Here is a 22,795-nt window from a genome sequence, read left to right on the forward strand (position 1 = left end):
ACGGAAAGTCAGTTCATGACACTCAACGGCTGGATACAGATCCTCGTCTATTGCGGGATCCTGCTTTTGCTCGTGAAGCCGCTCGGCGGCTACATGCACCGCGTCTTCAAAGGCGATCGTACGTTGCTGTCGCCCGTGCTTGTCCCGATCGAGCGCGGCCTCTATCGCCTCGCCGGGACAAGCGAGAAGGAAGAACAGCACTGGGCCGCCTACGCCACCGGCATGCTGCTTTTCAACCTCGCCGGTTTCCTCGTGCTTTATGCCTTGCAGCGGCTGCAGGGCGCGCTGCCCTACAATCCCGCCGGGATGGCTGCGGTCGAACCGGAGCTCGCCTTCAACACCGCGGCGAGCTTCGTCACCAATACCAACTGGCAGAACTACGGCGGCGAAAGCACGATGTCCTACCTCGTGCAGATGGCCGGCCTCACCGTCCAGAACTTTGTTTCGGCCGCCACCGGCATTGCCATTGCGATCGCGCTGATCCGCGGCTTTGCCCGCGCCTCGGGCAAGTCGATCGGCAGTTTCTGGGTCGACCTGACCCGCTGCACGCTTTACGTGCTCCTGCCGGCCTGCATCGTGCTGACGCTCGTCTATGTGTGGCTCGGCATCCCGCAGACGCTTGGACCCTATGTCGACGCCACCACGCTGGAAGGCGCCAAGCAGACGATCGCGCTCGGCCCAGTCGCCTCTCAGGTCGCCATCAAGATGCTTGGCACCAATGGCGGCGGCTTCTTCAACGCCAATGCCGCGCATCCTTTTGAGAATCCGGACGCCATCTCGAACCTGATCCAGATGCTGTCGATCTTCGCGCTCGGCGCCGGTCTCACCAACGTCTTCGGGCGGATGGTCGGCAGTGAGCGCCAGGGTTGGGCCATCCTTGCCTCGATGGGCGTGCTGTTTCTCGTCGGCGTCATCGTCTGCTACTGGGCCGAGGCCGCCGGCAGTCCGCTGGTGCATGCGCTCGGCATCGACGGCGGCAACATGGAAGGCAAGGAGACGCGCTTCGGAATTGCGTTGTCGGCGCTGTTCGCGGTCATCACCACGGCCGCCTCGTGCGGCGCCGTGAATGCCATGCACGATTCGTTCACCGCGCTTGGCGGCATGATCCCGCTGATCAACATGCAGCTTGGCGAGGTCATCGTCGGCGGCGTCGGCGCCGGCTTCTACGGCATCCTGATGTTTGTCGTCATCGCCGTCTTCGTCGCCGGCCTGATGGTCGGCCGCACACCGGAATATCTCGGCAAGAAGATCGAGGCCAAGGAGGTCAAGATGGCGATGCTTGCCATCCTCTGCCTGCCGCTGGCGATGCTGATCTTCACGGCTATCGCCGTGGTCCTGCCGAGCGCGGTGGCCTCGATGGCCAATGGCGGCCCGCACGGCTTCACCGAGGTGCTCTATGCCTATACGTCGGCGGCCGCGAACAACGGCTCGGCCTACGGCGGACTGACCGGCAACACGCCCTGGTACAACATCACCATCGCGATCGGCATGCTGATGGGCCGCTTCCTGGTCATCATCCCGGCTTTGGCCATCGCCGGCTCGCTGGCCACGAAGAAGACCCTGCCTGCTTCCGCCGGCACCTTCCCGACCGACGGCATGCTGTTCGTCGGTCTCCTGGTCGGCGTGATCGTCATCGTCGGCGGCCTCACCTTCTTCCCGTCGCTCGCCGTCGGCCCGATCGTCGAGCATCTGGCGATGATCCTCGGACAGACTTTCTGAGATGACCATGCCCTGGTTCAACAACATACGTCGGCACGATCGTCACCAATCCGGTGACGGAACGCCCGATGACGGAGGGGACGAGAAGCCTCGTCCTTTCCCGACGCTCTCCACCTTCCTCGGCATGGCGGCCGTGCTGTTCGTGCTGTGGCTGCTGGCCTCGGGCCTTCCGCATCTGTTGCCGAAGACCGAACACCCGGCGCCATCCAACATCACCGATACCGGAGTCCTGAAATGAGCCAGTCCAAATCCGCGAGCATTCTGGATGCCAGCATCCTGATGCCCGCCATTGGCGGCGCTTTCCGCAAGCTCGATCCGCGCACGCTGATCAAGAACCCGGTGATGTTCGTCGTCGCCATCGTCTCAGCACTCACCACCGTCCTGTTCGTCAAGGATGTCATCACCGGCGGCGGCGATCTCGGCTTCACCTTGCAGATTATCATCTGGCTGTGGTTCACCGTGCTGTTCGCCAACTTTGCCGAGGCGGTGGCCGAGGGACGCGGCAAGGCGCAGGCGGACTCGCTGCGCAAGGCGCGCACCGAGACCCAGGCCAAGCTGCTCGTCAACGCCGAGGATCGCGGCAAGTTCAAGTTGGTGCCTGGCACCCGCCTGAAGGTCGGCGACATCGTGCTGATCGAAGCCGGCGACATCATCCCTTCCGACGGCGAGGTGATCGAAGGCGTGGCTTCCGTCAACGAGGCGGCAATCACCGGCGAATCCGCGCCTGTGATCCGCGAATCCGGCGGCGACCGCTCGGCCGTCACCGGCGGCACGCAGGTGCTGTCCGATTGGATCCGCGTGCGCATTTCCGCCGCCTCCGGCCAGACCTTCCTCGACCGCATGATCTCGCTGGTCGAAGGTGCGGAGCGCCAGAAGACCCCGAACGAGATCGCGCTTAACATCTTGCTTGTAGGCATGACGCTGATCTTCGTCCTGGCCACCGCGACCATCCCGAGCTTCGCCTCTTATTCCGGCGGCTATATCCCGGTGACGATCCTCGTCGCTTTGTTCGTGACGCTGATCCCGACCACGATCGGCGCGCTGCTTTCGGCCATCGGCATTGCCGGCATGGATCGCCTGGTGCGTTTCAACGTGCTTGCCATGTCCGGCCGCGCCGTCGAGGCTGCCGGCGACGTGGACACGTTGCTCCTCGACAAGACCGGCACCATTACGCTCGGCAATCGCCAGGCGACCGAGTTCCATCCGGTGAAGGGTGTGTCCGAACAGGAACTGGCCGATGCTGCTCAATTGGCCTCGCTGGCTGACGAGACGCCGGAAGGCCGCTCGATCGTGGTGCTGGCGAAGGAAAAATACGGCATCCGCGCCCGCGATATGGCGACCTTGCATGCCACTTTCGTGCCCTTCACCGCGCAGACCCGTATGAGCGGCGTCGACATCGACGGCTCGTCGGTGCGCAAAGGCGCGGTCGATGCCGTGCTAGCCCATGTCAATCAAGCAACAGTCGCAAGCCATGGCACGCGTCCGACAAGCGACACCATGCGCGACCTGCAGGCCAGGGCCGACGAGATCGCCCAGGCCGGCGGCACGCCGCTGGCGGTCGAGCGCGACGGGCGCCTGCTCGGCGTCGTCCACCTCAAGGACATCGTCAAGGGCGGCATTCGCGAGCGTTTCGCCGAGTTGCGCAAGATGGGCATCCGCACGGTGATGATCACCGGCGACAATCCGCTGACCGCAGCGGCCATCGCGGCCGAAGCCGGCGTCGACGACTTCCTGGCCCAGGCGACGCCTGAAAACAAGCTGTCGCTGATCCGCGAGGAACAGGCCAAGGGCAAGCTTGTCGCGATGTGCGGCGACGGCACCAACGATGCGCCGGCGCTCGCCCAGGCCGATGTCGGCGTCGCCATGAACACCGGCACGGTCGCCGCGCGCGAGGCCGGCAACATGGTCGACCTCGACAGCGATCCGACCAAGCTGATCGAGATCGTCGAGATCGGCAAGGCGCTGCTGATGACGCGCGGTTCGCTGACCACCTTCTCGATCGCCAACGACGTCGCCAAGTATTTCGCCATCATCCCGGCCATGTTCGCCGTGTTCTACGTCGCGCCCGGCCAGTCGGTAGGCCCGCTGCAGGCGCTCAACATTATGCATCTGGCGACGCCGCAGAGCGCCATTCTGTCGGCGATCATCTTCAACGCGCTGATCATCGTCGCGCTGATCCCGCTGTCGCTGAAGGGGGTGAAATACCGCGCCATCGGCGCCGGCGCGCTGCTCACCCGCAATCTTCTCGTCTACGGCCTTGGCGGCATCATCGTGCCGTTCGCCGGCATCAAGGCGATCGACCTGATCGTCACGGCTCTTGGCCTGGCATAGGAACCCATTCCGATGTTCAAGCAACTCAGACCCGCTATCGTCATGATCGTTTTCTTCACGGTGCTGACCGGCCTCATCTATCCGATCGGCATGATCGGCATCGCGCAGGCGCTGTTTCCCAGGCAGGCCAATGGCAGCCTGATCGAAAAGGATGGTAAGGTTATCGGCTCCGAACTGATCGGCCAGGCCTTCGCCAGCGACCGCTATTTCCACGGGCGGCCCTCGGCCGCCGGCGACGGCTACAACGCCGCCTCCTCCGGCGGCTCGAATCTCGGGCCGACCAATGCGAAGCTGATCGAACGTATCAAGGCCGACGCCGACAGGCTGAAGGCTGAGAACCCGAACGCACCGGTTCCGATGGATCTCGTCACCACGTCTGGCAGCGGCCTCGATCCCGACATCAGCCCGGAGGCGGCCTATTTCCAGGTGCCGCGGATTGCCAAGGCCAGGGGCATCGATGAAGCCAAGGTGAAATCGCTTGTCGACGGCCATGTCGAGGATCGCGAGCTGGGCTTCATGGGTGAGCCGGTGGTCAATGTGCTGGCCCTCAACATGGGGCTCGACGATCTCAAATAATCAGCACTCGCAGCGGGGATCGACACGATCCCCGGTGCAATCCATGATTGGACTTGATGCCGGACGACAGGACCAACTTCGAGAACAGACCTTCTCCCGACGCGCTGCTCGAGCACGCGGAGCGGGAGGGCCGCGGCCGTCTGCGCATCTTCCTTGGCGCGGCGCCCGGCGTCGGCAAGACCTACGAGATGCTGTTGGCAGGCCGCGCCCGGCGCGCCGACGGCATCGACGTCGCGATCGGCGTCGTTGAAACGCATGGCCGCAAGGAAACCCAAGCGCTGGTCGAAGGCTATGAGGTGATCCCGCGCCGCGAGGTCGAATACAGGGGCCGGGTCCTTGACGAGATGGACATCGACGCCATCCTGAAACGGCGGCCGGAGCTGGTTCTGATCGACGAGCTCGCGCACACCAACGGGCCCGGCAGCCGTCATCCCAAGCGCTATCTCGATGTTCAGGAAATCCTGTCGCAGGGCATCGACGTCTACACCACGCTCAACATCCAGCATGTCGAAAGCCTGAATGACGTCGTGGCGCAGATCACCCGCGTCAGGGTGCGTGAAACCGTTCCGGATTCCATCATCGACGAGGCCGACGACATCGAGGTCATCGACCTCACCCCGGACGACCTGATCAAGCGGCTGCATGAAGGCAAGGTCTATTTCCCGCAAACCGCTCAGCGCGCGATCGAGAACTATTTTTCGCCTGGCAATCTGACGGCGCTTCGCGAGTTGGCGCTGCGACGCACCGCGCAGCGCGTCGATGAACAGCTCCTCAGCCATATGCAGTCCCACGCCATTCCGGGACCGTGGGCGGCCGGCGAGCGGGTCCTTGTCTGCGTCGACTCGCGTCCGGACGGGAGCGCTCGTATCCGCTACGCGCGCCGGCTCGCCGATCGCCTGCGGGCGCCATGGACGGCGCTGCATGTCGACACGCCTCGCCTGGCCGGCATGTCCGAAGAGGACAAGGACCGGCTGGCAACAAATCTGCGCCTTGCCGAACAGCTCGGCGCCGAGGTCGTGACCATCCCGGGCCAGAACGTCGCCCAGGATATCGTGCGCCATGCGACGGCGAACAACTTCACCCATATCGTCATCGGCAGGCCGACCCGCTCGCGCTGGCGGGAATTGATCGAGGGCTCGCTCACCTATGACCTGATCCGCAATGCCGGCGACATCAGCGTCCATGTCATTTCGGGCAAGGAGCGCGATGCCGACATGCCGTCGGCACGGGTGAAGGCCGCGTCCGAGCAGAAGCCCTTCCAGATCTGGCCCTATCTGTTCTCGACGGCCTATGTCGCCGGCGCGGTGGCCGTCAGCTCGATTCTCGATCAGTTCCTCGATGTCCGCAATCTGGCCAGCGTCCTGCTGCTGGCGGTGCTGACTTCTGCGGTGACGTTCGGACTCTGGCCGGCGCTCTACGCTTGTTTCCTGAGCGCGCTCGCCTTCAACTATTTCTTTCTCGAGCCGCGCTATACGTTCACGATCAGGGATCCGGAGAGCATCGTTGCCTTCGCGGTCTTTCTCGTTGTCGCAGTCATCGCCAGCAATCTGACGGCGCGCGTCCAGCGCCAGGCGGTCGCCGCCCGCTCACGCGCGCGAGCCACGCAGGACATCTACTCGTTCTCGAAGAAGCTCGCCGGCGCCGGCACGCTTGACGACGTGCTGTGGGCCACCGCCTTCCAGATCGCCTCGATGCTGAAAGTGCGCGTGGTGCTGCTTCTGCCCGAGAATGGAACGATCACCGTCAAGGCCGGCTATCCGCCGGACGATACGCTCGCCGAGGCTGACATCGCGGCGGCCCGCTGGGCCTGGGAACATGATCGCCCCGCCGGCCGCGGCGCCGATACGCTGCCCGGCGCCAAGCGCCTCTATCTGCCCTTGCGAACAGGCCGGACAGCGGTCGGCGTCGTCGGCCTCGACAACGACAAACAGGGCCCTTTGCTGACCCCCGAGCAGCAGCGCCTTCTCGACGCGCTTGCCGATCAGGCGGCGGTCGCCATCGAACGCATCCAGCTTGTCGCCGATGTCGACCGCGCCAGGCTGGCGGCGGAAGCGGACCGGCTGCGCACGGCGCTGCTTACCTCGATCTCGCATGACCTGAAGACGCCGCTGGCCGCCATCATGGGTGCCGCCGGCACGCTGCGGGAATACGCGGCCGCCCTTCCCGAAGAGGACCGCGCGGAACTCCTGTCGACGGTGGTCGACGAATCGGAGCGGCTCAACCGCTTCATCGCCAATCTGCTCGACATGACCAAGATCGAGTCCGGCGCCATGGAGCCGAACTACGCCCTCCATTATGTCGGCGATATCGTCGGCTCGGCGCTCGATCGCGCTCGCAAGATCACCGGCGAGCACCGCATTAACACCGACATTCCGCCGGACCTGCCGATGCTGCGCCTCGACCCGGTGCTGTTCGAGCAGGCGCTGTTCAACCTCCTCGACAATGCCGCCAAGTATTCCGCGCCCGGCTCGACCATCCGCCTGCAAGGCTGGGTCGACAACGGCTCCGTCATCCTGCAGGCCATGGACGAGGGACCAGGCATCCCGCCCAACGACCTCGAACGGATCTTCGACACCTTCTATCGGGTGCGCAAGCGCGACCAGGTCCGCGCCGGCACGGGTCTCGGCCTGTCGATCAGTCGCGGTTTCGTCGAGGCCATGGGCGGCAGGATCTCGGCGACGAACCGTACCGACCGGCCCGGCGCGATCTTCACCATCCGCATGCCGGTGCCGCAGGAAATTCCGGACCTTGCCGTGGCCAAAACGGATGACGCCGCATGACCGGTCAGAACGTCAGCATCCTGGTCGTCGACGACGAACCGCCGATCCGCAGGCTGCTTCGGGTCGGCCTCGGCAGCCAGGGCTATGCCGTATCGGAGGCACCGAACGCCAAGGCAGCGATCGAGCTCATGCAGGCGCAGCGGCCCGACCTGATCCTGCTCGATCTCGGCCTCCCGGGGATGACGGGCCTCGAACTGCTCGGCAAATGGCGTGACGACGGCCTCGACATTCCGGTCGTCATCCTGTCGAGCCGCACCGACGAGGCCGGCATCGTCCAGGCGCTCGAGATGGGCGCCGACGACTATGTGACGAAACCCTTCGGCATGAACGAGCTCGTCGCCCGCGTCCGCGTGGCGCTGCGCCACAAGTTCCAGCAGCAGGGCGAGAAGCCGGTGTTCCAGGCCGGAGACCTTTCGGTCGACCTGGTGAAGCGCATCGTCAAGGTAGAGGGTAAGGAAGTAAAACTGTCGCCGAAGGAATACGATATCCTGCGCATGCTCGTGCAGTATGCCGGCAAGGTTCTGACCCATCAGTTCCTGCTGAAGCAGATCTGGAACGAGTCGACGGACGTGCAATATCTCAGGGTCTATGTCCGCCAATTGAGGCAGAAGATCGAGAAGACACCGGACCAGCCGCGCTACATCATCACCGAGACCGGCGTCGGCTACCGTTTGCGCGAGGTCGATTGAAGGAACCGGCGGGCATCATCAAACCGATCGAGGCTGTGCCGAGATCGGTCGCTTGAACCATGGTAGATCCGCACAAACATCCTATATTACGGCAAGGTTTCTGTTTTTCGTGCGGGAAGGAAGCGATGTCGCATCCTCGGCTATCGGCGGCTTTGATTGCCGCGGCTTTGTCGACTGCCGCCCTTTTGGGCGCGGCTTCATATGCCTCCGCGCAGGTCGTCATCCCCACAGACCGCAACGCCCTGATCCAACATAACGAGCTGCAGGCGCTCCGGAACCAGCTGCAGCGACGACAGTTCCAGCAACAGCAGCAGCTTTACCGCGAGCAGGACCGGCAGATCGTTCCGAAGGCTCGCCCTGAAGTGCCGATCGTCAAGCAGAATTGCCAGTCTCGGGTGATCGGCACCACGATTTCGCGCGTCTGCCGCTGACATTTTTCTTTTTTGGGTTTACTTAGCCGACTTACTGTCGGCAGCGAGCCGCCTTGCATGGGCGGCGGTTTTGGGATTTGCAGGAGCGAGATTTTTGCCGTGCGGATAGCGTACGGCAGGAATGCGCTTTGATCGGATTTTGGGATGGCAGCAGCCAAGAAGAAAGCAGTACGCAGGGCAAAGAAGGGAGAGCGGATCCGCCAGGTGGCGGCCATCCCCTTTCGCCTACGCGGCGACGGCCAGCTTGAAGTCTTGCTGGTCACCTCGCGCACGACCAAACGTTTCATTGTGCCCAAGGGCTGGCCCATGAAAGGCAAGAGCGGGCGCAAGGCGGCCGCGATCGAGGCCCAGGAAGAGGCGGGCGTGCTGGGCAAGGCGCTGAAGCAGCCTGCCGGCGGCTACTCCTATTGGAAGCGCATGGCCAGCCGTTTCGTCCGTGTCGACGTGGTCGTCTACCTGCTCGAGGTCAGCGAGGAGATGGCCGACTGGCGGGAGGCCGTGAACCGTCAGCGGGCTTGGCTGCCGGCGGCCGATGCGGCCCTGCTGATCGACGAGCCCGAGCTTTCCACGCTGCTGAGGGATTTGACGGCCTTGGTGACCGATCCGGCGTAAGACGATGGCCTGGCGCAATTCCACGAAAGTGTGACACGGCATCCGTCAGGAATTCCGTCACAACAAAATGGATGGAATGGTTCGCCGTTTTCCGTGGAACGGTGAAACGCTCTAATCGGAGTCGCCAGGAAACGGCCGTGCCGGGGTGCCGCTATAAGCCCACAGCCATTCTTTGGGCAGAGGTCCCTTGTTGCGGTCGCTCTCCTGTGATTGCTCCCAGGCATGCGCCAGTATGCCTACCGAGCGCGACAGCACGAAGAGGCCGCGCGTCAGTGGCGGCGGGAAGCCAAGCTCGCCATAGATGACGGCCGTGGCGCCATCGATGTTGAGCGGGATCGTCTTGCCCTTGCGTGTCGCCACCTCCGCCTCGATCGCCTCGGCAATGTCGGCAAAGCGCCCGCTGACGACGCCGCGACCGGCGAAGTCGCGCGTCAGTTCGATGAGGCGTGGCGCCCGCGGATCGATCGGGTGGAAGCGATGCCCGAGGCCGGGCACGTAGCCCTTTTCCTCGGCGAAGAACCGGTCGAGCCGCGCACTCACCGCTTCGGCGAGGCTCGCGCCACCATCGATTGCGGCGGCGATGTTGCCATAGAAGGAAAGCGCCTGCTCGCCGGCCCCGCCATGCACGTCCCCCAGCACATTGATGGCGGAGGCCATGGCGTTGTTGATGCCGACGCCGCAGGTCGCCGCCATGCGCGCGATCGCGATCGACGGCGCCTGCGGGCCGTGGTCGACGGCGGCCCCGAGCGCGATGCCGAGCAGCGCCGCCTGATCGTCGCCCGGCAATTCGCCGCGCAGCATAAGCCAGATCATCGCCGGAAAGCTGACCCGGCCGATCAGATCCTGGATCTGGTAGCCGCGCAGCCGGATCACGCCGGGCTGCATCTCGATGATGCCGGTCCGCCACCACTCCTCGCCGCGGTCGCGGCCGGTCTTTTTGTCCGCGCTCATGCCCGCGCCCTCCCCTTGCCGCGCGCCGGCAAGCTGGCGAACACGTCGTCCATATGCGCGCCAAGACGTGGCGGAGGGCCGGCTGGCACGGGAGCCGCACCGTCGACCATAAAGCCGCCGCGCACCACCGTGAGCGGGTTGTCCATTCCCGGTATCTCCTGGAAGCGCGTCGTCATGCGGCGCTCGATGACCTGGCGTTCCTGCAGCACTTGCGGGATCGTCAGCACCCGCCCGGCCGGCACGCCGGCGCGGTTGAGCTTTTCTTCCCAGACCGCCGCAGGAGCGCCGGCAAGCGCGTCCTCGATGAGCGGCTTCAGCGCTGCCCGGTTCCCTTTGCGCGTCTCGCGTTCGGCGAAGCGCGGATCCGAAGCCAAGTCTGGGCGGCCGATCAAGCCGCAAAGGATCACGAACTGCTCCTGCTTGTTGGCGGCGATGTTGAGCAGGCCCTCGCCGGTGCGGAACGCGCCGGAGGGCGCGGCCGTCATGTTCTCGTTGCCCATGGCTTGAGGCTGGACGCCCGCCGTCAGATAGTTCGACACCGGCCATCCCAAGGCCGACAGCGTGCATTCGAGCATCGACACGTCGAGGAAGGCGCCTTCGCCGCTGGTCTTCTGCCGCACCAGCGCCGCAGCGATGGCGAAGGCCCCGACCAGTCCGCCCAGCGTGTCGGCGACCGGATAGCCGACGCGCAGGGGCGCCGTTTCCGGCGTGCCGGTGATGCTCATGATCCCGGACAGCCCCTGGATGATCTGATCATAGGCCGGGTTGCCACGCATCGGGCCGGTCTGGCCGAAACCCGATATCGCGCAATAGACGAGGCTTGGCCTAACCTCCTTCAGCTTCTCGTGGCCGAGGCCGAGCCGATCCATCACGCCCGGCCGGAAATTCTCGACCAATGCGTCCGCCGTTGCGACCAGGTCGAGGAAGCGCTCGCGGTCGGCCTCCTGCTTCAGGTCGAGCACCACCGATCGTTTGCCGGCGTTCTGCGCCAGGAAGGATGCACCCATGCCGGCTTTGTTGAGCTCCGGCGAGGCGCCAAGCTGGCGCGCGAGATCGCCGCCCGGCGGCGCCTCGACCTTGATGACGTCGGCGCCGAGCAGCGCCAGCTGGTAGGCGCAGTAAGGACCTGCCAGCACATTGGTGAGGTCGAGGACGCGTATGCCTGAAAGCAGGTCTGTCATGATGCTCCAGATCGGTCAGGCATCGCCCGGCACATGCTCTGGTCCGCGCGTGCGCCGGCGTTCGATCCAGGCCCAGATATGCGGGCCGACCAGACCGATGAAGGCGAGCGTTAAAAGCGTCAGCGAGAGCGGGTGCCGGTAGAACACCGTCCAGTCGCCATTGGCGATCGTCATCGCCCGGCGGAACTGCGTCTCGGCGAGCGGCCCGAGGATCATGCCGATGATGACCGGCGCCGTCGGAAAATCGAAGCGGCGCATCAGGAAGCCCGCCGCGCCCAGCAGATAGAGGATGATGAGATCGATCGGCGACTGCGAGATGCCGTAGGTGCCGACGGTGGCGAACACCAGAATGCCGGCATAGAGCTGCGGCGCCGGGATCTTGAGCAATCGTACCCACAGGCCGATCAGCGGCAGGTTGAGGATGACGAGGATGACGTTGGCGATGAAGAGACTGGCGATGAGGCCCCAGACGAGATTGGCCTGCGTCGTCAACAGCAGCGGTCCGGGATTGATGCCGTAGCTCTGGAAGGCCGACAGCATGATCGCCGCCGTTGCCGAGGTCGGGAGGCCAAGCGTCAGCATCGGCACCAGCACGCCGGCAGCCGACGCGTTGTTGGCAGCCTCCGGCCCGGCGACGCCTTCGATGGCGCCGACCGTGCCGAACTCCTCCTTGTGCTTGGAAAGCTTCTTTTCGATGGCATAGGACAGGAAGGTCGGGATCTCGGCCCCGCCGGCGGGCAGGGCGCCGATCGGGAAGCCGATTGCCGCGCCCCTGAGCCACGGCTTCCACGAGCGCGCCCATTCGGAAGCAGTCATGTAGAGCGAGCCCCTCAGCGGCACGATCTCGTCCTTCCCGGCATAGCGGCGCGAGGCCACGTAGAGAGTCTCGCCGACCGCAAAGAGGCCGACCGCGACGATGATGACGTCGACGCCGTCGAGCAACTCGCCCATGCCGAAGGTGAAGCGCGGCTGCCCGGTCTGCAGGTCGACGCCGATCATGCCGATGACGAAGCCGACGAACAGGCTGGTAAGCCCACGCACAGAGGACGAGCCGAGCACCGCCGAAACGGTGATGAAGGCGAGCACCATCAGCGAGAAATATTCCGCCGGCCCGAAAGCCAGCGCCAGCTTGACCACGATCGGCGCCAGGAAGGCGACGCCCAGCGTGCCGAGGGTCCCGGCGACGAACGAGCCGATCGCGGAAGTCGCGAGCGCCGCGCCGCCGCGGCCCGAACGCGCCATCCGGTTGCCCTCGAGCGCGGTGACGATGGTGGCACTTTCGCCCGGTGTATTGAGCAGGATCGACGTCGTCGAGCCGCCATACATGGCCCCGTAATAGATGCCGGCAAACAGGATGAAGGAAGCTTCCGGCGCCACCTGGTAGGTGATCGGCAAAAGCAGCGCGATGGTCAGCGCCGGCCCGAGCCCGGGCAGCACGCCGATCGCGGTTCCGAGCGTCGTGCCGAGCAGGCACCACAAGAGATTGGTCGGCGTGAAGGCGACCGCAAATCCGTGCGCGAGATAACCGAGCGTGTCCATCGTCCTCAGCCCCTTCCCATGCCGACGAGGGCGCTGATCAACGCGTTGAGCTGGTTCTCGATCAGGCCGGCCCCGATGTTGACGCCGAGCGCTCTGGCGAATCCGAAATAGGCAGCCAGCGCCAAGATCAGGCCGAGCAGCGCATCGCGCAGCGGATGCCGGCTGCCGAAGCCGAAGCAGACCAGCACGAACATGATCACCGAGGCGGCTGTGAAGCCGAGCGGCTGGATCAGCACGAGATTGGCAACGAGCCCCGCGACCACGAAACCCATCGCCTTCCAATCGGTCGGCGTCTCCTTTTCCTCGTCCGGCTGCCAGCCGCCACGCAGGGCGGCAACGATGAGCAGCAGCGACAGGATCACCATGCCGGCCATGGTCATGTAGGGGAAGACCTTCGGGCCGACCTTGGAATAGAGCGGCGAAACCGGGATCGCCAGGGTCTGCCAGGCAACGGCCCCGGCGCAGGCAAGAAGCCCGACGCCGATCAGCAATTCGGGTATGGCAAGGCGCGGCGGTGACGCCTGCTGGTCGCTGGTGCTCATGATCTCCTCCCCGGAAGCCGGCCTTACACTGCCGGCTTCGCCGCAGTTTCATTGAACCGTCGCATGTCCGCTGTCTCGAAGAAGGCGATGCAGCCTCCTTCGAGATCAGGCAGGAGGCGATCAGGCGAGGCCGAGATCCTTGAGGATCGCGCCGATGCGTGTCGTGTCCTCGGCGACGAACTTGGCATAATCGTCGCCGGTCAGCAGAATCGGCGTCCAGTTGCGGTTCTTGCACTCGGTCGCCCAGGCCTCGCTCTTGGCCATGGTCTCGACCATCTTGATCATCGCCGCCTTGTCTTCGTCGGAAACGCCGGGAGGTGCAAAGACGCCGCGCCAGTTGAACAATTCGACGTCGATGCCGGCCTCTTTCAATGTCGGCGCGTCGATGCCTTCCTGGCGCTTGTCCGACGAGATCGCCAGCAGCCGGAGCGCGCCCGCCTTGACCTGCTCGGAGAATTCGCCGTAGCCGGAAATGCCGGCCGCGACCTGGTTGCCGAGCAGCGCCGACAGTGCCTCGCCGCCGCCGGCGAACGGCACATAGGACAGGTTGGCGGCAGGCACGCCGGCCGTCTTGGCGATCAGGCCGAAAAGGATGTGGTCGGAACCGCCGGCCGAACCGCCGGCCACCGGAACCTTCGTCGGATCCGCCTTCAGCGCCGCGACGAAATCATTGGCCGTCTTGAACGGCGAGGCTGCCGGCACCACCAGCGCCTCGAACTCGCCGGTGAGGCGCGCGATCGGCGTCACTTCGGTGAGATTGTTGGCGGCCTTGTTGGCGATGATGGCGCCAACCATGACCATGCCGGCAACCATCAGCGCGTTGCCCTTGCCCTTCCACTGGTTGACGAATTGCGGCAGGCCGACCGTGCCGCCGGCGCCGCCGACATTGGTGATCTGCGAGCCGGAGATCAGCTTTTCGGAGCGCAGCACCTGATCGATCGTGCGCGCGGTCTGGTCCCAGCCGCCGCCGGGGGCCGCCGGCACGAAGATTTGGATTTGCGGGGCGTCCTGCGCAAAGGCGGGTCCGAAATGCAAAGCCGCGAAGCCGGCGGCGGTGGTCGACAAGAATCTGCGTCTGTTCAGCATGGGATTCCTCCAAATCACGACACCTCCTCCGGTGCCTGCCAAGACGTGGCCTGAATTAAGACCCGCATTCGAGTTCAAGCATTTGTTACCGCGTTCTGTCAACGGGAATGCCATTCTGCTGGACAGAACGCATAGGATCGGACTAAATCCGCATGTCCAGGGTCATTCCCGGATGGGCGACCACGATGAAATCGTCACCGCAATGACAGACCTCCCTCCAAGCCAGGCTCCGGCCGACGGCGTTGCCGCGCTCGACCGGGCAATCGCCATCCTCGACGCGTTCACCATTGCCGACCGGTCGCTCGGCCTCGCCGAAATCGCGGCCCGAACCGGTCTCTACAAGAGCACGATCCTCAGATTGGCCAACTCGCTGATGCGCGGGCAATTGCTGGAGCGCCTGGAGGACGGACGCTATCGCATCGGACCGGCGACCTTCAGGCTTGGCGCGCTTTACCAGCGCTCGCTCGTGGCGATGGATATCCTGTTGCCGATCATGCGCGATCTCTCCGAGCGGAGCTGGGAAAGCGTCGCCTTCTATGTCCGCTCGGGCGACGTGCGCACCTGTCTCTACCGAGTCGAGTCCAAGCACCCGATCCGTTACACGATACGGGAAGGTGACGTGCTGCCCTTGCTGGTTGGTTCCGGCGGCCGGGTGCTGGCCGCTTTCTCGGGAGAGCAGGGCGAGCCTTACGAGACGATCCGGAAAACCTATAGTTACATTTCAATCGGTGACCGCGATCCGCAGACTGCCGGCATCTCCGCCCCTGTCTTCGGGCCGGGACGGACACTGCTCGGCGTGCTCACGCTCGCCGGTCCGAACACGCGGGTCGACGCGGCCTTCCTCACCCGCATGAAGCGGCCGCTGCTCGAAGCTGCCGCCCGCGCCACCCGCGCTTTTGGCGAAGATGCATCCATGCTGGATGCGGCAAGCCTCGACACGCCGCCGGAGCCCACAACGGATCCGGGTTTTGGCGAGCATCAAATTCGAGTTTCCGGCACGCAGCAGGCCAATGTCGCCGAGCTTCGGGCAGGTGGACGCTCAAGCGACGGTTAGCTCTTGCCAATCGCGTCCCTTGGCACCAATCTCGGCTCGAAGGGCCGCTCATCGGGTGGATGGCGGCGCGATAGGTTTTGCCATGACCCGCGATCAGATGCTCGCCCATCTCCGATCCGCCGACGCCGCGGCGCGCGAGGCGGCGGCGCACGGTCATCATCCATTCGGTGCGGTGCTGGTCGGCCCCGACGACGCCATCCTCATGCGCCAAGGCAATATCGACACCGTCCATCACGCCGAAACCGAACTTGCGCGACGCGCGGCGACTGCCTATTCGCCGGAGTTTCTCTGGACCTGCACGCTCGTCTCAACCGGCGAGCCCTGCGCGATGTGCACCGGAACGCTCTACTGGGCCAATATCGGCCGGCTGGTTTACGGCTTCGAGGAGACCCAGCTTCTGGCGCTCACCGGCGATCACGCGGAGAATCCGACGATGAGCCTTTCTTCGCGCGCCGTGCTCGACTCCGGGCAGAAAAAGATCGAGGTGTTTGGCCCCTTCCCCGAAGTCGCGGACGAGCTGCTCGCACCACACCGCGAGTTCTGGAAGCGCTGACGCGGAAGCGGATGTTGGGGACGGGTCCGCAAGGATAGGGTGACCCAGTCCGCCCTAAGCTTCCGCCCTCTAGGCTCTGCTTGACTCACACATATCTCACTGGTTATACGTCAATCAATAGCCATTGAGTTATCAGTCCAGATGACGAACGCACACGATATGCTGTTCCGGACGCTTGCCGATCCGACAAGGCGCGCCATCTTCGAGCGTCTGTGCCGGCAAGGCGAGCAGACGGTCGGCGCGCTGACGGCTGAGGCCGGTGTCTCGCAGCCGGCGGTGTCGAAACATCTCGGCCTGCTCAAGCAAGCCGGACTGGTGCGCGACCGCCACGAGGGTCGCCAGACCCATTACAGCGCACAGCTTGGCGCGCTGGCGCCGCTAATGGATTGGACTCGCGATATGGCCGGGTTCTGGGAGAGCCGGTTCGACGATCTCGAGGATCTGCTGCAGAGGATGGATTAATGAACGATATGCCGGCCGGAACGCGCTCCGTTATCGTCGAGCGCGAGATTCCCTATCCGCCGGAAAAGATCTGGCGGGCACTGACCCAGCCGCATCTCATCGAGGAGTGGCTGATGAAGAACAACTTCAAGCCGGTCGTAGACCACCGTTTCGAACTGAGCGCGGACTGGGGCGGTGTCGAGTGCCAGGTCCAGACAGTCGAGCCAAACAAAACGCTTTCCTACACATGGGACACCAAGGATCTAGAGAGCGTCGTCACATGGACGCTCACCCCGACCAGCGCCGGCACTCGCCTGCGCATGGAGCAGACGGGCTTCCGGACTGACCAGGAGCCGTATTTCCGAGGTGCGACCGTTGGCTGGCCGAGGTTCTTTTCGGCCTTGGAGCAGGTGCTTTCGCGGATCGAGTGAGGGCGGCAATCTCATCCAGATGACGCAGCCTGGCGCGCTGGTAAGCCCAGCGTTCATTGGATCTTTCAGAGGAGGAAGCATTGGACTGGAGCAAGTGGATCAGGCAGTTGCATCGCTGGCTGTCGATCATCTTTACCGTGACCGTCATCGCCAACTTCATCGCCATGGCCTTGGGCGAGCCGCCCGCCTGGGTGGTCTATTCGCCGTTCCTGCCGCTTTTCCTGCTGTTGTTCAGCGGCCTCTACATGTTCGTGCTGCCCCATGCCGCAAGGTGGCGCGGTGAGCCGGCGCGCGAGCGCGCCGGACCGGCCTGATGGCAAAAGCGAAATCGGCAAAGGTTGCAGCCAGGCCGTCGGGGGAAAAACCCGTCCTGCTTTCGGGCGGCAACCCGCAGATCGCCAAGGGGTATGGTGACGCTCCCGTGCAGGCCTATATCGCGGCGATGCCGGGTTGGAAGAGCGAGCTAGGCCGCCGGCTCGACCAACTCATCATGCAGGCCGTCCCCAACGCGCAGAAGGCCGTCAAATGGAACTCGCCGTTTTACGGCATGGACGGCGAAGGCTGGTTTCTCGGCATTCATTGTTTCACCAGATACGTCAAAGTGGCCTTCTTTCGCGGCATGTCGCTGACGCCGGTGCCGCCCGGCGAATCCAAGAGCAAGGACACGCGCTATTTTCACATCCATGAGGACGACCAGCTCGACGAAGCGCAATTCGTCTCCTGGGTGAAACAGGCAAGTCAATTGCCTGGCGAACGAATGTAAGCGCATTATCGGTCACTCACGGTCCGCCCGACGAGGCATCATGGCGATCCGTCTAGCGGGTGTTGAAGGAGGACACATATGGAGAAAATCGGCGTGCAGGAAAGCAAGTCTCCTTCCGAGCTGATCGATGGCCGTATCGCGGAATTGGGCGATTGGCGGGGCGAGATGCTCGGCCGATTGCGCGCCCTGATTAAGGATGCCGATCCGGACGTCACCGAGGAATGGAAGTGGCGCGGCGTGCCGGTCTGGGAGGACGCCGGAATGATCTGCACCGGCGAGACCTACAAGGCCGTCGTCAAGCTGACCTTCGCCAAGGGCGCCGCGCTGCCGGACCCCTCACGCCTCTTCAACTCCAGCCTCGAAGGCAACACAAGGCGCGCCATCGATTTTCGCGAAGGCGAGGAGATCGACCAGGAAGCGTTCAAGGCTCTCGTGCGAGCAGCGGTGGCCCTGAACAGGTCCAAGGCCAAACGCTGATCCGAGAAGCGCGTCAGCACCGGAGGCGGACGAGCCCGGCATTGCCCTCTAGGCTGTTGCCCCTCCGGCCCACCGCTCCAGCAGGATCGTCGGCTTGTCGTGATAGGTGGTCCGCAGGATTTCGCGATAGCCGTTCTTATCTGCAACCTTGAGCGAGGCGCCATTTTCGGGATCGATGATGCAGACGGTTCTGGCTCGCCCGAACGCCTCGTCACCCCAGGCGACGATGCGCCCGACGACTTCGCTTGCAAGCCCCTGGCCATGCGCACCCGAAGCTAAAGCCCAGCCGGCTTCCGGCACGCCTTCGATCGAGGGCTCGATCTCGCGCTTCAGATCATGGAAGCCGGCCTCGCCGAGGAAGCGGCCAGTCGCCTTGTCCTCGATCGCCCAGAACCCATAGCCAAGCAGCGACCACAGCCCGGCATGGCGCAGGAAACGCATCCAGCTTTCCTCGCGGGTGCGCGGCTTGCCGCCGATGAAGCGGGTGACCCCCGGGTCCGCCCACATCGCGACATAGGTCTCGAAATCGTCGAGCCGGTGCGGCCGCAGGATGGTCCGCGCCGTCTCGAGGATCGGCACCCCGGCTTCCCTTGCAACGCTCATCGCAGTCCTCTCCTTTGAGCGGCAGCGCTTAGCAAACCTGCACGTTCGAACAAGGGCCAGGATCGCCCGGGGCATCCTCCAGCGACGCAAGTAGATGAGCGCGGTCATTGACCGGCTGACATTTCGGCGTGTGGGATTCTCGACAGGCGATGCTAGTCTTGGGACGAAGCTGATTCAGCGATATCGCGGCGCCGTCTGAAAACGAGGAAAGATAATGGACACCACCGACCTTCTGCTGGCGATCGCCCATCATCTTCTGGTGTTCTCGCTGGCCGGCATCATTGGCGCCGAGTTCGTGCTGGTGCGCGGCGGGTTGGGGGCGACGACGCTCAAGCGCGTTGTCGGCATCGACCGCCACTACGGCATCATCGCCGCGCTGATCGTCATCATCGGCATCTGCCGGGTGTTCTTCGGCCTGAAAGGCTGGGAGTTCTACGTCTTCAACTGGGTGTTCTGGGCAAAGATGATGGCCTTCATCATCGTCGGCCTGCTGTCGATCATCCCGACCGTGCGCTTCATCTCCTGGAGCAGGCAGGCGAGCGGCAATCCATCCTTCTCGGTTCCGGCGGCGGAGCTCGCCTCGGTGAAGAACTATGTCCGCGCCGAGGGCTTCATCTTCCTGCTCATCCCGGTCTTTGCGGCGGCGATGGCGCGCGGCTACGGTTATTAGAATAGAACCGAGGAAGAGCAGGGATCGGGCAGCAACCGGCATCCGCCAACGTACCGTCGTCAGATGTCGACATCCCGCGATCCATCATCCGACCCAGATCTTTTCCATCCATCTTGCGGGTGATTTGTAGATAATCGCGGTTTGCCGTTTGAGTCCGATTGCAATCTGCTAGCCTGCACTAGTTGCTATTGCATCCACAGCCGTCGCCGAGAGGAATTTCGCGCGGTGGCTGGAGGTTCATACTCTGGGAGGAAGTCACAATGAGAAAATTTGTTGCCGCTCTGGCTGCCGCAGCGGCCGTCACGCTTTATCCGTTCGCCGCGGGCGCGCAGACCTATCCGGAACGCACCATCACCGTTGTGGTGCCGTTTGCGGCCGGCGGCCCGACCGACACGGTCACACGCCTCATCGCCGAAGCCATGTCGAAGGATCTCGGCCAGCAGGTCATCGTCGAAAATGTCGGCGGTGCCGGCGGCACACTGGGCGCGGGGCGCGTCGCGAAGGCTGACCCGGACGGTTATACGCTGCTCCTCCACCACATCGGCATGGCGACCAGCGCGACGCTGTACAGAAAGCTCGCATACGACACGCTCAGCGCCTTCGAATATGTCGGCCTCGTCACCGAGGTGCCAATGACCGTCGTCGGCCGCAAGGACCTTGAGCCGACCGATCTGAAGGGACTGGTCGAGTACGCCAAGGCCAACAAGGATACTGTCACCGTCGCCAATGCCGGGATCGGTGCGGCCTCGCATTTGTGCGGCATGCTGTTCATGAGCGCCATCGGTACGCCGCTGGTCACCGTGCCCTACAAGGGCACCGGCCCGGCCATGACCGATCTTCTTGGCGGCCAGGTCGACATGATGTGCGACCAGACGACCAACACCACCAAGCAGATCCAGGGCGGCACGATCAAGGCCTATGCCGTCACCTCGCCGGAACGCCTCGATGTGCTGCCGGACGTCCCGACGACGACGGAAGGCGGCCTTCCCGAGGTGCAGGTCAGCATCTGGCACGGCCTCTACGCACCAAAGGGTACGCCGGCCGAGATCACCGGACGCCTGTCGAAATCGCTGCAGGTCGCGCTGAAGGATCAGAACGTCGCCGCCCGCTTCGCCGAACTCGGCACCAAGCCGTCGCCCGAAGCCGACGCGACACCGGTGGCGCTGAAGGCCAAGCTAGAAAGCGAGATCGGGCGCTGGAAGCCGATCATCGAAGCCGCCGGCCAGTACGCCGACTGAGGTTTTGGACGGGGCGCGATCGGCGCCCCGTTTTTGCTTCGGCCCCGTTTTGCGTTGCAACGGCGCGCCCGGGGTGCGCACCTGAGAGGAACGTGATGAAGCCCTTCGCAATCGACACGACCAACGGCATATGCGCCGCGCTGTTCATCGCCTTCGGCGCATTTTTCGCGCTGCAGTCGCTCGGCCTCGAAATCGGCAGCGCCTTCCGCATGGGACCGGGCTATTTCCCGCTGGTCCTGGCGATTGTGCTGCTTCTGCTCGGCGTTATCATCCTCGTCCAGGCAGTGCGCTTCGAGAGCGAGGCGATCGGCCACATTGCGTGGCGCGGCATGCTGCTCATCCTCCCCGCTCCGATCTTCTTCGGCCTGACGGTGCGCGGTCTCGGCTTCATCCCGTCGATCTTCCTGACGGCGCTGATCGCATCCTTTGCCAGCGCCCGCATGAAACCGCTGACCGCGCTCGTGTTGTCGGCCGGCCTGACGCTGTTTGCCTCACTCGTCTTCAGCTACGCACTCGGCCTGCCGTTTCGACGCTTTGGCCCGTGGCTGCCATTGTGAGGAGACGACCATGGAGCTCCTCGCCAACTTGGTGCTCGGCTTTTCGACGGCGACATCGCTGACAAATCTCGGTTTCTGTCTGATCGGCGTCCTTCTCGGCACGCTGATCGGCGTCCTGCCCGGCATCGGCGCCACCGCAACCATCGCCATGCTCTTGCCGATTACGTTCCAGATAGGCGACCCGGTTTCCTCTCTCATCATGCTCGCCGGCATCTATTACGGCGCGCAATATGGCGGCTCCACCACCGCCATTCTCATCAATATGCCCGGCGAATCCTCGTCAGCCGTCACCGCAATCGACGGCTACCAGATGGCAAAGAACGGCCGCGCCGGGGCGGCACTCGCGATCGCTGCGATAGGCTCGTTCTTTGCCGGCACGGTGTCGACCTTCCTGGTCGCCATCTTTGCTCCGCCGCTGACGGCGATGGCGCTGGAATTCGGCGCGGCCGAGTATTTTTCGCTGATGGTCGTCGGCCTCGTCTCGTCCGTCGCGCTCGCCCACGGCTCGATAGTCAAGGCGCTAGCCATGGTTGTGCTCGGCCTGCTGCTCGGCATTGTCGGAACCGACATCTATACCGGCACGCCGCGCTTCACGCTCGGCATCACGCAATATGCCGACGGGCTGAATTTCGTCGCGGTAGCGGTCGGCGTCTTCGGCGTTGCCGAGATCCTGCGCAACCTCGAGAACGAGCATGAGCGCTCCGTGCTGATCCGAAGAGTCTCCGGCCTCATGCCCACCAGCGAGGATTTTCGGCGCATGGCCGCGCCTATCATGCGCGGAACGATCATTGGTTCGGCGCTCGGCATCCTGCCGGGAGGCGGCGCGATCCTTGCAGCCTTTGCCTCCTACACGGTCGAAAAGCGCGTATCGAAAAACCCGGGGGAGTTCGGCAAGGGCGCCATCGAAGGGGTCGCCGGGCCGGAATCGGCCAACAATGCCGGCGCGCAGACCTCCTTCATCCCCATGCTGACGCTTGGCATTCCGGCCAATCCGGTAATGGCGCTGATGATCGGCGCGATGATCATCCAGGGCATCGTGCCCGGCCCCAATGTCGCGACCGAACAGCCGGAGCTGTTTTGGGGCATCATCGCCTCAATGTGGATCGGCAACCTGATGCTGATCATCCTCAACCTGCCGCTGATAGGGCTTTGGGTGAAGCTCCTTACGATCCCCTATTACGTGCTGTTTCCGATCATCATGGCGTTCTGCTCGATCGGCGTCTACAGCGTCAACACCAATGTTTACGACCTCTACGCCGTCGCCTTCTTTGGATTGCTCGGCTACCTCCTGACCAAGCTGCGCTGCGAACCCGCGCCACTGCTGCTCGGCTTCGTGCTCGGCCCGTTGCTTGAGGAAAACTTGCGTCGCGCCATGATTCTGTCGCGCGGCGACCCGAGCACCTTCGTGACGAGACCGATCAGCGCCAGCCTGCTCTTCATCGCGCTCGCCGTGCTCGTCATCGTCTTCCTGCCCGCGGTCAAGAAGAAGCGTGAAGAGGTGTTTGTGGAGGAAAATTAAGTCATTGAATTTGCGTTGCGATTTTTGAATTCGGCGTTTTGGCCGCAGGCGC

Annotated in this window: 25 protein-coding genes; 19 read left to right on the forward strand and 6 right to left on the reverse strand. The window is 64.0% G+C overall.

Translation table 11 applies throughout. The features are described 5' to 3' along the window. Positions 1–15 precede the first annotated feature (15 nt). The 8 genes from kdpA (at position 16) to EOA79_RS02765 (ending at position 9,138) form a co-directional block, all read left to right on the forward strand. On the forward strand, positions 16–1,719 hold the full coding sequence (gene kdpA, locus EOA79_RS02730) for a potassium-transporting ATPase subunit KdpA (RefSeq protein ID WP_095823485.1): 1,704 nt from the start codon (positions 16–18) through the stop codon (positions 1,717–1,719). Position 1,720: 1 nt separating this feature from the next. Next, positions 1,721–1,957 carry a hypothetical protein gene (locus EOA79_RS02735; protein WP_245322272.1) on the forward strand — a complete coding sequence of 79 codons (237 nt, stop codon included), beginning with the start codon at positions 1,721–1,723 and terminating at the stop codon, positions 1,955–1,957. Further along, the gene (gene kdpB, locus EOA79_RS02740; protein ID WP_127335632.1) at positions 1,954–4,050 is read left to right on the forward strand and encodes a potassium-transporting ATPase subunit KdpB; all 2,097 of its coding nucleotides are present in this window, start codon (positions 1,954–1,956) and stop codon (positions 4,048–4,050) included. The genes EOA79_RS02735 and kdpB overlap by 4 nt, the downstream gene beginning before the upstream one ends. 12 nt (positions 4,051–4,062) lie before the next feature. After that, positions 4,063–4,626, forward strand: coding sequence for a potassium-transporting ATPase subunit KdpC (gene kdpC / locus EOA79_RS02745; RefSeq protein ID WP_095823487.1), 564 nt, complete (start codon positions 4,063–4,065; stop codon positions 4,624–4,626). 56 nt (positions 4,627–4,682) lie between these two features. Next, on the forward strand, positions 4,683–7,406 hold the full coding sequence (locus EOA79_RS02750) for a sensor histidine kinase KdpD (RefSeq protein ID WP_095823488.1): 2,724 nt from the start codon (positions 4,683–4,685) through the stop codon (positions 7,404–7,406). Then, positions 7,403–8,095 carry a response regulator transcription factor gene (locus EOA79_RS02755; RefSeq protein WP_067318833.1) on the forward strand — a complete coding sequence of 231 codons (693 nt, stop codon included), beginning with the start codon at positions 7,403–7,405 and terminating at the stop codon, positions 8,093–8,095. The genes EOA79_RS02750 and EOA79_RS02755 overlap by 4 nt, the downstream gene beginning before the upstream one ends. Positions 8,096–8,154: 59 nt before the next feature. Beyond that, positions 8,155–8,526, forward strand: a complete 372-nt coding sequence (locus EOA79_RS02760) for a hypothetical protein (protein ID WP_245322273.1) — start codon at positions 8,155–8,157, stop codon at positions 8,524–8,526. Between the two features lie 144 nt (positions 8,527–8,670). Further along, positions 8,671–9,138, forward strand: coding sequence for an NUDIX hydrolase (locus EOA79_RS02765; RefSeq protein WP_095800551.1), 468 nt, complete (start codon positions 8,671–8,673; stop codon positions 9,136–9,138). A 111-nt stretch (positions 9,139–9,249) separates the two neighbouring features. Here EOA79_RS02765 and EOA79_RS02770 read toward each other — a convergent pair whose 3' ends face one another. The 5 genes from EOA79_RS02770 to EOA79_RS02790 form a co-directional block, all read right to left on the reverse strand. Further along, positions 9,250–10,089, reverse strand: a complete 840-nt coding sequence (locus EOA79_RS02770; RefSeq protein WP_095800552.1) for a citryl-CoA lyase — start codon at positions 10,087–10,089, stop codon at positions 9,250–9,252. Then, complete coding sequence (locus EOA79_RS02775; RefSeq protein WP_067318839.1) at positions 10,086–11,270, reverse strand: CoA transferase; 1,185 nt, start codon at positions 11,268–11,270, stop codon at positions 10,086–10,088. The genes EOA79_RS02770 and EOA79_RS02775 overlap by 4 nt, the downstream gene beginning before the upstream one ends. A gap of 15 nt (positions 11,271–11,285) precedes the next feature. After that, positions 11,286–12,809: a tripartite tricarboxylate transporter permease gene (locus EOA79_RS02780; protein ID WP_067318840.1), complete on the reverse strand. Its 1,524-nt coding sequence runs from the start codon at positions 12,807–12,809 to the stop codon at positions 11,286–11,288. A gap of 5 nt (positions 12,810–12,814) precedes the next feature. Next, a complete protein-coding gene (locus tag EOA79_RS02785; RefSeq protein ID WP_067318841.1) occupies positions 12,815–13,351 on the reverse strand; it encodes a tripartite tricarboxylate transporter TctB family protein in 537 nt (178 codons plus the stop codon). 120 nt (positions 13,352–13,471) lie between these two features. Then, entirely contained in the window at positions 13,472–14,437 is a 966-nt protein-coding gene (locus tag EOA79_RS02790) for a tripartite tricarboxylate transporter substrate-binding protein (protein ID WP_067318842.1), read from the reverse strand. A 202-nt stretch (positions 14,438–14,639) separates the two neighbouring features. Here EOA79_RS02790 and EOA79_RS02795 point away from each other — a divergent pair, with 202 nt between their 5' ends. The 7 genes from EOA79_RS02795 (at position 14,640) to EOA79_RS02825 (ending at position 18,156) form a co-directional block, all read left to right on the forward strand. After that, positions 14,640–15,491: an IclR family transcriptional regulator gene (locus EOA79_RS02795; protein ID WP_082980771.1), complete on the forward strand. Its 852-nt coding sequence runs from the start codon at positions 14,640–14,642 to the stop codon at positions 15,489–15,491. 82 nt (positions 15,492–15,573) lie between these two features. Beyond that, the gene (locus EOA79_RS02800; protein ID WP_067318844.1) at positions 15,574–16,044 is read left to right on the forward strand and encodes a nucleoside deaminase; all 471 of its coding nucleotides are present in this window, start codon (positions 15,574–15,576) and stop codon (positions 16,042–16,044) included. Between the two features lie 141 nt (positions 16,045–16,185). Then, complete coding sequence (locus EOA79_RS02805) at positions 16,186–16,506, forward strand: metalloregulator ArsR/SmtB family transcription factor (RefSeq protein ID WP_127335444.1); 321 nt, start codon at positions 16,186–16,188, stop codon at positions 16,504–16,506. Then, the gene (locus EOA79_RS02810; protein WP_095823491.1) at positions 16,506–16,916 is read left to right on the forward strand and encodes an SRPBCC domain-containing protein; all 411 of its coding nucleotides are present in this window, start codon (positions 16,506–16,508) and stop codon (positions 16,914–16,916) included. The genes EOA79_RS02805 and EOA79_RS02810 overlap by 1 nt, the downstream gene beginning before the upstream one ends. 80 nt (positions 16,917–16,996) lie before the next feature. Then, positions 16,997–17,230 carry a hypothetical protein gene (locus EOA79_RS02815; RefSeq protein WP_095823492.1) on the forward strand — a complete coding sequence of 78 codons (234 nt, stop codon included), beginning with the start codon at positions 16,997–16,999 and terminating at the stop codon, positions 17,228–17,230. After that, positions 17,230–17,679 carry a DUF1801 domain-containing protein gene (locus EOA79_RS02820; RefSeq protein WP_095823493.1) on the forward strand — a complete coding sequence of 150 codons (450 nt, stop codon included), beginning with the start codon at positions 17,230–17,232 and terminating at the stop codon, positions 17,677–17,679. Before EOA79_RS02815 ends, EOA79_RS02820 begins: the two co-directional genes overlap by 1 nt. 78 nt (positions 17,680–17,757) lie before the next feature. Continuing rightward, positions 17,758–18,156, forward strand: coding sequence for a DUF1801 domain-containing protein (locus tag EOA79_RS02825; RefSeq protein WP_067318850.1), 399 nt, complete (start codon positions 17,758–17,760; stop codon positions 18,154–18,156). A 48-nt stretch (positions 18,157–18,204) separates the two neighbouring features. Here EOA79_RS02825 and EOA79_RS02830 read toward each other — a convergent pair whose 3' ends face one another. Beyond that, positions 18,205–18,759 (reverse strand): GNAT family N-acetyltransferase, encoded by a 555-nt coding sequence (locus EOA79_RS02830; RefSeq protein ID WP_095823494.1) that lies wholly within the window; start codon positions 18,757–18,759, stop codon positions 18,205–18,207. Positions 18,760–18,973: 214 nt separating this feature from the next. On the opposite strand from EOA79_RS02830, the gene EOA79_RS02835 reads away from it, so the two are divergent. From EOA79_RS02835 to EOA79_RS02850, 4 genes are all read left to right on the forward strand, one after another. After that, entirely contained in the window at positions 18,974–19,429 is a 456-nt protein-coding gene (locus EOA79_RS02835; RefSeq protein ID WP_095823495.1) for a DUF2214 family protein, read from the forward strand. A 260-nt stretch (positions 19,430–19,689) separates the two neighbouring features. Further along, positions 19,690–20,667 carry a tripartite tricarboxylate transporter substrate-binding protein gene (locus EOA79_RS02840; RefSeq protein ID WP_095823496.1) on the forward strand — a complete coding sequence of 326 codons (978 nt, stop codon included), beginning with the start codon at positions 19,690–19,692 and terminating at the stop codon, positions 20,665–20,667. Positions 20,668–20,762: 95 nt separating this feature from the next. Further along, positions 20,763–21,224 (forward strand): tripartite tricarboxylate transporter TctB family protein, encoded by a 462-nt coding sequence (locus tag EOA79_RS02845; RefSeq protein WP_067318859.1) that lies wholly within the window; start codon positions 20,763–20,765, stop codon positions 21,222–21,224. 10 nt (positions 21,225–21,234) lie between these two features. Next, a complete protein-coding gene (locus EOA79_RS02850) occupies positions 21,235–22,743 on the forward strand; it encodes a tripartite tricarboxylate transporter permease (protein WP_095823497.1) in 1,509 nt (502 codons plus the stop codon). The last annotated feature ends 52 nt before the right edge of the window (positions 22,744–22,795 follow it).

Origin of the sequence: Mesorhizobium sp. M1A.F.Ca.IN.020.03.2.1 (assembly GCF_004023205.1) — a bacterium.
GTDB lineage: Bacteria > Pseudomonadota > Alphaproteobacteria > Rhizobiales > Rhizobiaceae > Mesorhizobium.